The sequence below is a fragment of the Kitasatospora sp. NPDC087271 genome, assembly GCF_044744605.1.
GTDB lineage: Bacteria > Actinomycetota > Actinomycetes > Streptomycetales > Streptomycetaceae > Kitasatospora.
On record NZ_JBIUYQ010000001.1, the window covers coordinates 714,653 to 726,832 of the forward strand.

Annotated in this window: 10 protein-coding genes; 8 read left to right on the forward strand and 2 right to left on the reverse strand. The window is 73.8% G+C overall.

Annotated features, from left to right (window positions below):
• Nucleotides 1-94: 94 nt before the first annotated feature.
• The 4 genes from ACIO9K_RS02800 (at nucleotide 95) to ACIO9K_RS02815 (ending at nucleotide 5,043) form a co-directional block, all read left to right on the forward strand.
• Entirely contained in the window at nucleotides 95-1,429 is a 1,335-nt protein-coding gene (locus ACIO9K_RS02800; protein WP_400326424.1) for an MFS transporter, read from the forward strand.
• A gap of 52 nt (nucleotides 1,430-1,481) precedes the next feature.
• Nucleotides 1,482-2,579 (forward strand): 4-hydroxyphenylpyruvate dioxygenase, encoded by a 1,098-nt coding sequence (gene hppD / locus ACIO9K_RS02805; RefSeq protein ID WP_363626031.1) that lies wholly within the window; start codon nucleotides 1,482-1,484, stop codon nucleotides 2,577-2,579.
• Nucleotides 2,576-3,748: an alpha-hydroxy acid oxidase gene (locus tag ACIO9K_RS02810; RefSeq protein WP_400326427.1), complete on the forward strand. Its 1,173-nt coding sequence runs from the start codon at nucleotides 2,576-2,578 to the stop codon at nucleotides 3,746-3,748. The genes hppD and ACIO9K_RS02810 overlap by 4 nt, the downstream gene beginning before the upstream one ends.
• A 65-nt stretch (nucleotides 3,749-3,813) precedes the next feature.
• Complete coding sequence (locus ACIO9K_RS02815) at nucleotides 3,814-5,043, forward strand: PLP-dependent aminotransferase family protein (RefSeq protein WP_400326654.1); 1,230 nt, start codon at nucleotides 3,814-3,816, stop codon at nucleotides 5,041-5,043.
• Nucleotides 5,044-5,177: 134 nt separating this feature from the next.
• Here ACIO9K_RS02815 and ACIO9K_RS02820 read toward each other — a convergent pair whose 3' ends face one another.
• Complete coding sequence (locus tag ACIO9K_RS02820; RefSeq protein WP_363633372.1) at nucleotides 5,178-5,732, reverse strand: MarR family transcriptional regulator; 555 nt, start codon at nucleotides 5,730-5,732, stop codon at nucleotides 5,178-5,180.
• A 232-nt stretch (nucleotides 5,733-5,964) separates the two neighbouring features.
• Between ACIO9K_RS02820 and ACIO9K_RS02825 the strand changes: the two genes are divergently transcribed.
• The 3 genes from ACIO9K_RS02825 (at nucleotide 5,965) to ACIO9K_RS02835 (ending at nucleotide 9,367) form a co-directional block, all read left to right on the forward strand.
• A complete protein-coding gene (locus tag ACIO9K_RS02825) occupies nucleotides 5,965-7,164 on the forward strand; it encodes a cytochrome P450 (RefSeq protein WP_400326430.1) in 1,200 nt (399 codons plus the stop codon).
• 40 nt (nucleotides 7,165-7,204) lie between these two features.
• Nucleotides 7,205-7,402: a 4Fe-4S domain-containing protein gene (locus ACIO9K_RS02830; protein WP_363586152.1), complete on the forward strand. Its 198-nt coding sequence runs from the start codon at nucleotides 7,205-7,207 to the stop codon at nucleotides 7,400-7,402.
• A gap of 711 nt (nucleotides 7,403-8,113) precedes the next feature.
• Nucleotides 8,114-9,367, forward strand: a complete 1,254-nt coding sequence (locus tag ACIO9K_RS02835) for a hypothetical protein (protein WP_400326433.1) — start codon at nucleotides 8,114-8,116, stop codon at nucleotides 9,365-9,367.
• Here the strand turns inward: ACIO9K_RS02835 and ACIO9K_RS02840 are convergent.
• Nucleotides 9,351-11,513, reverse strand: a complete 2,163-nt coding sequence (locus ACIO9K_RS02840) for a tetratricopeptide repeat protein (RefSeq protein WP_400326435.1) — start codon at nucleotides 11,511-11,513, stop codon at nucleotides 9,351-9,353. The two genes, ACIO9K_RS02835 and ACIO9K_RS02840, sit on opposite strands and share 17 nt — an antisense overlap.
• Nucleotides 11,514-11,699: 186 nt before the next feature.
• On the opposite strand from ACIO9K_RS02840, the gene ACIO9K_RS02845 reads away from it, so the two are divergent.
• Entirely contained in the window at nucleotides 11,700-12,173 is a 474-nt protein-coding gene (locus ACIO9K_RS02845) for a DUF2397 family protein (protein WP_400326437.1), read from the forward strand.
• The last annotated feature ends 7 nt before the right edge of the window (nucleotides 12,174-12,180 follow it).

Genomic DNA, 12,180 nt, shown 5'->3' on the forward strand with positions numbered 1-12,180 from the left:
GCCGAGCAGCCCAGCACCCTCAGCAACCCAGCACGCCCGGCACGCCCGGCACGCCCAGCACCCGAAGCGCCGTCGGCGCAGCGAAGGAACCGTGATGCACCCGCTGTTGGCCCGCCCGGAGTTCCGGCGCTACCTCGCCGGGCAGACCCTGTCCGTCCTCGGCGACAGCGCCCTCTCCATCGCCCTCGGCATCTGGGCCAAGGTGCTGACCGGCAGCAACTCCGCCGCCGGGCTGGTGCTGTTCTGCTTCGCCGCGCCGCTGCTGCTCCTGCCGCTGGGCGGCCTGCTCGCCGACCGGGTCCGGCGCAGACCGCTGCTGGTCGGCGTCAACCTGGTGGTGGCAGTGGGGTTGACGCCCCTGCTGCTCGTCGACGGTCCGGACCGGGTCTGGATCATCTACTGCACGGCCTCGCTCTGCGGTCTCGCCGGGGCCGTGCTGGCCCCGGCGCAGAGCGCCCTGCTGCGCACGATCCTGACGGACCGTCAGGATTTCGGCGCGGCAGCCGGGTTCACCCAGAGCGCCCGGGCCGGCACCACGCTGGTCGCGCCACTGCTCGGCTCGGGCCTCTACAGCTGGCTGGGCGGGCACGCCGTGGCGCTGGCCGACCTCGGCGTGCTGCTGCTGGCGGCCCTGGCCTTCCTCGGCCTGCGGGCGGACGAGCCCAGGCCGGAGCCCTCGGGCCTCCGGTGGCGCACCGAGGTGCTGGCGGGCTTCGCCCACCTGCGCGGTGCGACCGGGCTGCGCCCGCTGGTGGCGGCCACCGCCGTCACGGGCTTCGTGCTGAGCCTGCTCCAGCCGGTGCTGTTCGCGCTGACCCAGCACGGGCTCCACCGCCCGCCGCAGTTCCTCGGCGTGCTGGAGACGACCGAGGCGGTCGGGGCGCTGGGCGGCTCGGTGGTCGGAGGTCTGCTGATCGGCCGGCTCGGGCCGCGCCGGACGGTCATGGCGGGGTCGGTGGTGTTCGGCCTCGGCACGGTACTCCTGCTCGCGCCGTCCCTCCCCGTGGTGGCGGCCGGCCTGGTGATCGCCGGGGCGGGCATCCCGGCCGCCATGGTCGGCCTCGCCACGGCCGCCCAGGCGGCCACGCCGCCCCAGCTGATGGGCCGCGCCCAGGCGGCCGTCAACCTCTCGCTCACCGCCCCGCAGGCCCTCGCGGTCGGCGTCGGCTCCGGGCTGGTGGCCGCCCTGGACTTCCGGGTCGTGCTGGCCGTGATGGTGCTCGGCGCCCTGCTCGCGGCCGCCCACCTGCTCGGCAAGCCCGAGGCCCCGACCGGGCCCGAGGCCCCCGCCGGCACCGAGGCCCCCGCCGGCACCGAGACCTCCGCCGAGACCGCGGCCCCCGAAGAGCCCGAGAGCCCCACCGAGCCTCCGGCCGGCTCCGAGAGCCCCACCGAGCCCGGGAGCGCCCCGGGCCTCCAGCGCACCTGATCGCCCGATCACCCTCGACACCTCCTCTCCTCCTCACCAGAAAGCTCCTCAGATGACCGACCGCTCCTCGCCCGCCGCCGCCCCGCTCCCCGTCGAACTGGACCACGTCGAGTTCTACCTGTCCGACCTCACCGCCGAGACCGCCCGGCTGACCAGCGAGTACGGCTTCGAGCTGCTCGTCCCGCCCACCGAGCGCGGCGAGGCCGCCGAGCGCTGCCTCTCGGCGCTGGTCGGGCAGGGCACCATCCGGCTGCTGCTCACCCAGCCGCTGGCCGGCGGCCACCCGGCCACCGACTACCTGGCCCGGCACGGCGACGGCGTGGGCGCACTGGCCCTGCGGGTGCCGGACGCCGCCGACGCCTACCGGACGCTGACCGGCCGGGGCGCCGACGGCCTGCGCCCGCCGCAGGCCGCGCACGGCTGCGTCACGGCGGTGGTCGGCGCCTTCGGCGACGTGGTGCACACCCTGATCGAGCGCGGCCCCGAGGCCCCCGCCGACCGGATCCCCGGCCTGCCGGACGCCGCCCCGGTCACCGACGCCGGCACGACGGGGCTGCGCTCCGTCGACCACTTCGCGGTCTGCGTCCCCTCCGGCGAGCTGCGCGAGACCGTCCGCCGGTACTGCGAGGTCTTCGGCTTCCGGATGATCTTCGAGGAGCGGATCGAGGTCGGCGCGCTCGGCATGGACTCGGCGGTCGTGCAGAGCGCCGACCACAGCGTCACGCTCACCCTGATCGAGCCGCTCAGCCCGGACGCGGGCGGCCAGATCGCCTCCTTCCTCGCCGACCACGGCGGCGCCGGGGTGCAGCACGTGGCCTTCTCCTCCGCCGACGCCGTGCACTCCGTCTCCGCGATGGCGGAGCGCGGCGTGCCGTTCCTGCGCACCCCGGGCGCGTACTTCGACGCGCTGCCCGCCCGACTGACGCCACTGCGGCACTCGCTCGACCAGCTGCGCGCCCTGCACCTGCTGGTCGACCAGGACCACGACGGCCAGCTGTTCCAGATCTTCACCCGCTCCCAGCACCCGCGCGGCACCTTCTTCTTCGAGGTGATCGAGCGCATCCGGGCCCGCACCTTCGGCAGCAACAACGTCCGCGCCCTCTACGAGGCCGTCGAACTCCAGCGCAGCGCCAGCGAAGTGGCCGGATGAGCGCGCCGGCCCTGACCGGGCACCAGCCCTCCCCCACCCCGTCGCCCCCCACCCCGTCGCCCTCCTCCCAGCCGCTCTCCGTCGCCGAGTACGCGGAGCCCGCCCGGGCCGTCCTCGCGCCCGAGGTCTGGGACTGGCTGGAGGGCGGCGCGGAGCGCGAGCGCACCCTCGCCGGCAACCGGGCGGCCTTCGACCAACTGGCCCTCGTGCCCCGAGTGCTGGCCGACGTCTCCGCCTGCGACACCGCCACCACCCTGGTGCGCAGCCGCGCGACCGCGCCGGTGGCGGTGGCGCCCGTCGCGTACCACCGGCTGTTCCACCCCGAGGGCGAGCTGGCCTCGGCCCGGGCGGCGGCCGCGGCGGGGGTGCCGTTCACCGTCGGCACGCTCAGCAGCGTCGGCTTCGAGGAGCTGGCCGCGACGGGAGCCACGCTCTGGTTCCAGCTGTACTGGCTGCGCGACCGGGGGCGGCTGCTCGACCTGGTCGCGGCGGCCGAGGCGGCGGGCAGCGAATGCCTGGTCGTCACCGCCGACGTGCCGTTCATGGGCCGCCGCCTGCGCGACGCCAAGAACGCCTTCGCGCTGCCCGCGGACGTCCGCGCGGTCCTGCTCGAAGACGGCGCCGCCGGGCGGGCCCACCAAGCGACCACCGCCGTCTCGGCCGTGGCCGCGCACACCGCCGAGTTGCTCTCCCCCGCCGTCACCTGGGCGGATCTCGCCTGGCTGCGCGAGCACACCAGCCTGCCACTGATGGTCAAGGGGGTGCTCGACCCGGCGGACGCGGTGCGGGCCGCCGAACTCGGCGCCGAAGCCGTGGTGGTGTCCAACCACGGCGGCCGCCAGCTCGACCGGGCCGTCCCCTCGATCACCGCGCTGCCCGCCGTCGCCGAGGCGCTGGCCGGCCGCGACTGCCAGGTGCTGCTGGACAGCGGGGTGCGCGGCGGATCGGACGTGCTCACCGCCCTCGCCCGCGGGGCGTCCGGGGTGTTGCTCGGACGCCCGATGATCTGGGGCCTGGCGGCCCGAGGTGAGGCCGGCTGCGCCCACGTGCTCGACCTGCTGGCCGCGGAGCTGCGGCACGCGCTCGGCCTGGCGGGCTGCGCCGACCTGAGCGCGGCCGCCGCGCTGCGCACCACCCCCATGCCCTGCCCCACCTGGAGTGCACCGTGACCACCACCGCCCCACCCCGCGGCCTGCTGCGGGCCGACCTGCACCCCTCCCTCGCCGACCCGGCGATGACCTCGATGAACCTGCTCAACGAGATCTCCATCCGCTACCCGGAGGCGGTCTCCTTCGCCGCGGGCCGCCCGGCGGAGCAGTTCTTCGAACTCGACGCCGTCCACCGCCACCTGGACCGCTACGTCGCCCACCTGCGCGCCGAGCGCGGGCTCTCCGAGGAGGCGGCCCGGCGGCAGGTGCTCCAGTACGGGCGGACCAAGGGGATCATCCACGAGCTGATCGCCACCCACCTCGCGGTGGACGAGGGCATCGAGGTGCCCGCCGAGTCGATCGTGGTGACGGTGGGCTGCCAGGAGGCGATGTTCCTGGTGCTGCGGGCGCTGCGCCGCGGCCCCGAGGACGTGGTGCTCGCCGTCTCGCCCACGTACGTGGGGCTGACCGGCGCGGCGCTGCTCGCCGACCTGCCGGTGCGGCCGGTGGCCGACGGCCCGGACGGCGTGGACCTCGCCGACCTGCGCCGCCAACTGGCCGCCGCCCGGGCCGAGGGGCTGCGCCCGCGCGCCCTCTACCTGGTACCGGACGTCGCCAACCCGAGCGGGGCCAGCCTGCCGCTGGAGCTGCGGCGGGAACTGCTCGCCCTGGCAGCCGAGGAGGACTTCCTCCTGCTGGAGGACAACCCGTACTGCGTCTTCGCCGGCGAGGAGCGGCTGCCCTCGCTCAAGGCCCTGGACACCGAACGGCGGGTCATCCACCTCGGCTCCTTCGCCAAGACGGCCCTCCCGGGCGCCCGGGTCGGGTACGTGGTGGCGGACCAGCCGGTGGCGGACGGCGCGGGCGGCACCGACCTGCTGGCCGACCTGCTCGGCATGATCAAGAGCATGACCACGGTGAACACCTCACCGATCGCCCAGGCCGTGATCGGCGGGGCGCTGCTCGAACACGGCTACAGCCTGCGGGCCGCCAACACCGAGGTCGCCGCGCTCTACCGGCGCAACCTCGCGCTCGTCCTGGCGGGCCTGGCCCGGCGCTTCCCGCCCGGCAGCGGGGTGAGCTGGAACGAGCCGCGCGGCGGGTTCTTCCTGGTGGTCACGGTGCCGTTCGCGGTGGACGACGCGCTGCTCGAACTCTCGGCCTCGGAGTACGGGGTGATCTGGACCCCGATGTCGCACTTCTACCCGGGCGCGGGCGGGGAGCGGCAACTGCGGCTCTCCGTCAGCCAGGTCGACCCGGACACCGTCGACCGCGGGCTGGACGGACTGGCCGCCCTGATCGCCGCTCGGTCCTGACCTCCGTAAGGTCCTGATCTCCGTACGGTTTTGATCGCCGCACGGTCCTGATCACCGTACGGTTTCGATCGCCGTACGGTCCTGACCTCGGAGGGGGCGCCCGCTCCGGCGCCCCCTCCTTGCCGGGCCCCGCGTCAGGGGCAGCGGTTCGGGCCCGGGTCGGCGATGCCGACGCTCCCGGGCGCCCGGTCCGCCGGCGTGGCGTCCTCGGACAGCATCTTGATCCGGACCTGCCGCACATACCGGTCCACCAAGTGGCGCAGCACGCTGACCGTGGCGGCGACGTCCGGCGCCGGAATGCCGTCCAGCGCATTGGCCAGACCGGCGATGTTGGCCTGTTTCAGACGATTGAGCATCGCCCGCCCCTCGGCCGTGAGCGCCACCTGGCGGGCCCGGCGGTCCAGCGCGTCCGGAGTGCGTTCCACCAGTTGCTGGGTCTGCAGCCGGTCGATCTGCCGGGTGACGTGGGAGGGCTTGACCATCAGCCGGGCGGCCAGGTCGCCCACGCGGCTGACCTCCTCGGCCTCGGCGAGCGCGCGCAGCAGGTAGACGTCCGAGCGCGCCGCCGTGATGCCAGCCCGCGCCGTCTGGCGCTCGTGCTCCTGCGAGCGGGTCAGCAGGTAGGCCAGCGAGGCCAGCACCTCCTCCAGTTCGGAGGTGGCGGTCGGATTGTCTGTTGCGTCCGGCATGGGGGAACTGTAGCGACCCCGTTCGGGGAGTGGCTCCCCCCTCGACCACTGACCGGTTTCCGGACAGATTCGTTCGCCACCGGATGGGCCCTTTCGCCACCACTGACCGCGAGTTAGCGTGACGGTGAGTTAGTTGCTTAGGGCATGCAATGGTCCCGGGCGCTACCCCACGGCACCGCAGGCCCATCCGCTCGGCGCCACCGGCAAATCCGCTCCGCGAAGGGAGCCCATGATGGCCACCGCCGCTCACAACCCCCGGTTCACCCACCCCGCCGCCCGTGGCGGCTGCCCGTTCGACCCGCCGCCGGCCTACCAGCAGGCCCAGCAGGACGAACCGATCAGCCGGATCACCCTCTGGGACGGCGCCCCCAGCTGGCTGGTCACCCGCCACGACGACATCAAGGCCGTGCTCAGCGACGCCCGCTTCAGCTCGGACGCCGCCCGGACCGGCTTCCCGTTCATCAGCGCCGGAGCCCGGCAGCTGAGCACCGGCCAGCGGACCTTCATCCGGATGGACGACCCGGAGCACGCCCACCTGCGCCGGATGCTCACCAGCGAATTCATGATCAAGAAGGTCGAGGCACTGCGCCCCGAGGTCCAGCGCATCGCCGACGAACTGCTCGACGAGCTGACCGCCGGCCGCAACTCCGGCGACCTGGTCCACGAGTTCGCGCTGCCGCTGCCGTCCCTGGTCATCTGCCTGCTGCTCGGCGTCCCCTACCAGGACCACGACTTCTTCCAGGAGTGCAGCCGGGTCCTGCTGCGCCGCGACTCCTCGGCCGAAGAGGTGCAGATCGCCCAGAAGAACCTGGTCGACTACCTGGTCAAGCTCACCGACTCCAAGCGCACCGAGCCCGACGACGGCATCCTCAGCCGCCTGGTCGCCCGCGGCGAACTGAGCACCGAGGAGATCGGCGCCATGGGCCGGCTGCTGCTGGTCGCCGGACACGAGACCACGGCGAACATGACCGCGCTCTCCATCCTGGCCCTGCTGCAGAACCCCACCCAGCTCGCCCACCTGCGCGAGCACCCGGAGTCGGTCGCCGGCGCCGTCGAGGAACTGCTGCGCTACCTCACCATCGTGCACTCCGGCCTGACCCGGGTCGCCACCGAGGACGTCACCGTCGGCGGCGTCCGGATCCGAGCGGGCGAGGGCGTGATCTGCATGATCAGCACCGCGAACCGGGACGAGCAGAAGTTCCCCGACGGCGACGAGCTCGACCTCTCCCGCGACGCGCGCCTCCACCTGGCCTTCGGCTTCGGCGTCCACCAGTGCCTCGGACAGCCCCTGGCCCGGCTGGAACTGCAGATCGCGCTGAACTCCATCCTGCAGCGACTGCCCGAACTGCGCCTGGCCGTACCGTTCGAGGAGATCCGCTTCCGGGGCGACATGCTCATCTACGGCGTCCACGAACTCCCCCTCGCCTGGTAGCGGCCCCCCGCGTCCGAACCGATCCTCCGAAGGGAAAGCCATGCTCATCCACATCGACCAGGAAAAGTGCTGCGGCGCCGGCCACTGCGTACTCGCCGCCCCCGAGGTCTTCGACCAGCGCGAGGAGGACGGCATCGTCATCCTCCTCGACGCCGCACCCCCCGCCGACCTCCACCAGGCCGTCCAGGACGCCGCCGCGGTCTGCCCGGCCGCGGCCATCCGCCTCGAACACCTCTGATCACCCCCACCCTCCAACCCGCCGCCGGGCGGAGACCCTGACCGCGCGTCGGGTCCGGCCGAACCGACCGGTCCCGACCGAGGCCGATCCTCGACATCCACGCCGTGGAACAATGGACGGACCTCGCGAGGGGAGGCGGCGAGCATCGAAGGAGCGGCGGGTTGGCAGGGCTGGTGACCGACTGGATCCGGGTTCCGGTGGGCGAGGACGCTTCGAGGTGGACCACCCGCGGTGGCTGCCGCCGGGTTCTCCTCGTCGTCCACAACGTGACCTCCGCGACCCGGCTCCTGGACGTCGTTCCGCTGTTCCGCGACGACCTCAGGATCCAACTGCTGGCCGCCTGCACGGGATCGTCCCCCTTCAGCGCAGGAGTCGCCGAGCTGCTGAGCTCCCTCGGGGTTCCGGTACTTCCGTGGGAGCAGGCCAAGCAGACACCCGTCGACCTCGCCCTGTCAGCCAGCTTCGGCGGCGAACTCTCCGTTTTCCAGGGGAAGTTGGTCGTCCTCTCGCACGGAGCCGGATACAATAAAAGGCTTGCGACACCGAACACCGAACACCGAACACCGAACACCGAACACCGAACACCGAACACCGAACACCGAACACCGAACACCGAACACCGAACACCGAACACCGAACGCACCGCATGCCCCTGTCTTCGGCCTGGCGCCCGAGTGGCTGCTGTCCGACGGGGTTCCGCTCGCCCGGGCGATGGTGCTCTCCCACCCCGAGCAGCTCGGCCGGCTGCGCGAAGCCTGCCCCGAGGCCGCTCCGACGGCGGTGCTCGGCGGCGACCCCTGCTTCGACCGCATCCTGGCCGCCCTTCCGCACCGGGAACGCCACCGCCGCGCGTTCGCTGTCCGGCCCGGACAGCGGCTCGTCGTGCTCAACTCCACCTGGAACCCGCAGTCGCTCTTCGGTGACGCCGGCACGGACGACCCGCTGCCGTGGCTGCTCGACCGCCTCACCGCCGAACTCCCGGTCGACGACTACCGGGTGGCGGCCGTCCTCCACCCGAACATCTGGCACGGCCACGGCCCCGGCCAGGTCCGCCTCTGGCTGGACCGCGCCGAGCGGGCCGGCCTCACCCTGATCGACCCCCTGGACAGCTGGCGACAGGCGCTGATCGCCGCCGACGCGGTGATCGGGGACTTCGGCTCGGTCAGCTACTACGCCGCGGCACTGGGCACCCCCGTTCTGCTCGGCACGGCCTCCGACGAGGTCCTGGGCGCCACCTCGCCGGTAGCGGCCTTCGTCCGCGAAGCCCCCCGACTCGCCCTGGACTCCCCCCTGCGACCGCAGCTGGACCAGCTCCTGATGGATCATCAATCCATGACCAGTGCCAGCGAATTGACGACCTCGGCGCCCGGCGAGGCGGCCGGCCTGCTGCGTTCGCTCTTCTACGAGGTCATGGGGCTGCCCGAGCCGACAGAGCCGGCTCTCCTGGACCTGCTCCCACTCCCGGACTACCGGCCACCGACCCGAACCGTGCCGCTGCGGGTCCGCACCCGCCCGGGGCCCCGCCCGCACGAAGTCACCGTCGAGCGGGTCGCCGAAGGCCGGTACGGGCCTTCCGGGCCCGGCTCCGATCACCTCGCGGTGCACGAGGACACCCTCGACCAGGGCCTCCTCGGTCTGGCCGACGCGATCCTCCGCTACGGGGAGGCCGACGATCCCCGGATCGGTCCGCCCCGGGAGTGGGCCGCGGCGACGCTCGCCCGCTACCCGAACTGCTCGCTCGCGGCCTTCGTCTCCGGTCCGGACACCTGCGAAGTGCTGCTGCGTGAGTGGGGATTCGTCCGCCTCACCAGTCCCTCGCTCGACCCGGCGGCGGCCGCCTCGGCATTGTTCGCCCAATTGGACGGCGCCGCCGTCCCCCGACCCCTGCGACCCCTGCCGCCGATGGAGCTGACGGTGCGCACCGGCGGCGCGTCCCACCCGGTCCTGGTCAGTCCCGTTCCGTGAGGCACTGCTGCCGCAGGCCCGCCAGGTAGCGCAGATGGGGCTCCGCCTGCTCGCGGTCCAGGATCGCGGTGGCCTCCTCGATCGCGGCCAGCGCCTGATCCGTCGCCGAGGTGTCCGCCCAGGTCTCCGCGAGATTGGTGAGGGTGCGGGCCGCGTTGTAGTTGTCGCGCAGACGCCGGAATTCGGACAACGCCTCCGTCAGCCAGACCCGGGCCCGCTCGTACTCGGTCAGGCCTCGCAGCGCCCGCCCCCGGTGCCGCTTCAGCAGCGCCCGGGCCCGCGGAACGTCCCCCGCCCGCTCGTGGTCCGGGCCGATCGAGGCGAGCAGTCCGTCGGCCCGTTCGAAGCAGTCGTACGCGGGCTGCCACCGCCACTGCCGAAGCCTCAGCAGCCCGAGCGACTCGACGGCCGTGGCCTGGCCCAGCAGGTGGCCGGCCCGTTCGAACGCCGAGGAGGCGTCGACCAGACAGCTCTCGGCCTCGGCCAGCAGGTCCAGCTCCATCAGGGCGAACGCCAACTGGGTGTGCATCCGGCCGGCCATCGCCGAGTCCGGGTCGTGCGCGACCGCCGCCCGCACGGCGGTTCGCAGCGCCGGCAACAAGGCCTCGTGCCGACCGGCCTTGAGCTGCACCGCCCACGACGCCTCCGCCAGCTCGCACGCCGTGGCCGGCGCGGCCAACTCCTCGGCGGCGAGCACCGCCTCGACCAGGTTGCCCACCTCCGCGGCCAGAGCGGCCAACGCCGCACCGGCGTCCGGGTAGTCGCCGGGCCCGAGCTCGCGGTAGAGCGGCCCGACGTGCCAACGCTCCCGCAACGCCGCGTAGTCGGCCCGGACGGCGAAGCGCAGCAGGTGCTCCACGGCACGCGTCACCGCACCCGCGCACGCGGCCAGCCCGTCCACCCGCGCCGCCTGCTCCTCGGCGAACCGGCGCACGGCGGGCCGGTAGCGGTAGCGGCCCTCGGGTGTGGCCTCCACCAGACCGGCCTCGGCGAGCCCGGCCAGCAGGACACCAGCACGCTCAACCGTGGGTCCGCCGGGGCCTGCGACCGCCACGGCCAGCTCGGGACCGACGGCCGGCCACGGCCGCAGGGCACAGAGCCGGAACAGCCGGGCCTCCTCCGGCTCCAACACCTCGTACGACTCCTGCACGGCGGCGCGCACCGGATCACCCGCGTGGGGATCGCCACCGCCGTCGCCACCACCGCCCCGGCCCCGGCGCTGCTGGGGGATGAACGCCAGCCGGGGAGCCGCGGCGCGCAGGGCGAAAGGCGATCCGCCGCACCGTTCGAGAACACCCGACAGGGCGGGGCCGGCGGCGGAGACGGTCTCCTTCCCCGCGAGGTCCGTGAGCAGCCGCCTGGCGTCCTTGTCGGACAGCGGCCCCACCGGAATCGGAACGGCGTCGAGACCGGTGAGCGGACGCCGGGCCACCACGACCGTGACGACGCCCGGGGCCGCGGTGATCAACGGCCGGACCTGGGCCGCCGACCGGGCGTGGTCCAGCACGACGAGCAGCTGCCGCTCGGCGACCAGCGACCGGAACCGCTCGACCCGGTCCTGCGCGGCCGGCGGAACCCGGTCCGCCGGCATGCCGAGGTGGATCAGGAACTGCCGGAGCACGGCGGCCGCATCGGGTGCGGTGGCCGGCGACCCGCCGGAGAGGTCAGCGTAGAGCTGCCCGTCCGGAAACCGCTTCCGCTGCAGCGCACCCCAGTGAACGGCCGCGGCGCTCACACCCATTCCCTGAGGCCCGTACAGGACACTGACGCGGGGCGTGCCGTCCGCCTTCCGTCCGGCCTCCCTGTCCAGCAGCGCCAGCACCTTGCGCCGGTCGGTGAAGAAGCGGTCCGAGGGCGGCAGCAGGGACGGCGCCGCCAACGGCCCGGACCAGCCCCCGCCCTGGCCACCCAGCCAGGCACGAAGCGCCCTGGCCTGCGCGGGATCCGACCCCGCCGCATCCAGCAACAGCTGCGCCACAGTGGCCCGTTCGGCGGCGCCGGTCGGCGCCGGCACGTCCCGTCCCGTCACCCGGCGGACGAAGGCACCCGCCGACTCCCAGGCCCACTTACCGGCCTCGTTCGCCACGCTCGCACCCACGGCGCCGAAAACAGCGGCCACCGCCGACAGCGACACCGGCTCGAACACCCCACACCCCCTGGTCCATCGCGGCACACCCGACCAGCAGCCGCCGCACCCTCGCGTCCGGCCCCACGGTAGCCTGCGCAACCTCACCGTGGGTGCACAGTCGCCTGCTTGCGCGTCGGTTCGGTCCCGTGCCTCGTTCCCGCCGCAGCTCCTCCGGTGCCGGGGCGGTCTGCCACACTGGAGCGCGTGTCCACCGCTCCGCAGCCCCAGCCCTTCGCCTACCTCCAAGCCCCGAACGCCGTCCTGTACGGCCGGATCCTGGACGTCTTCGCACAGGCGCGGGAGCGGTTCATCGTCCATCTGCGGCCCGAGGACGTCGCGGCGGAGCTCCGTCGCCGGGACGCGGCGGAGGACCGGAGCGCGGTGCCGGTGTCGATCGAGGCGGTGGGTGGCGCGCTGGAGAAGCTGGTCGACTGGGAGAACCTCCGCGCGGACGCCGACACCGGCCGGGTGACGTCGGTCGAGGACTTCCACCGGGCCCGCTACCTCTACCAGTTGACCCGCCACGGCCAGGCGGCGCTGCGGGCGGTCGCGGTGTACGAGGAGTCGCTGGGCCGGCGCGGGCAGCTGCAGTCGGTGGCGCTGGCGGACATCGCCAAGGGTCGCGGTTCAACCGTCGCCGGCATTCACACCGACGCCCCCGGAACTCCGCACCCATGAAAGCCTC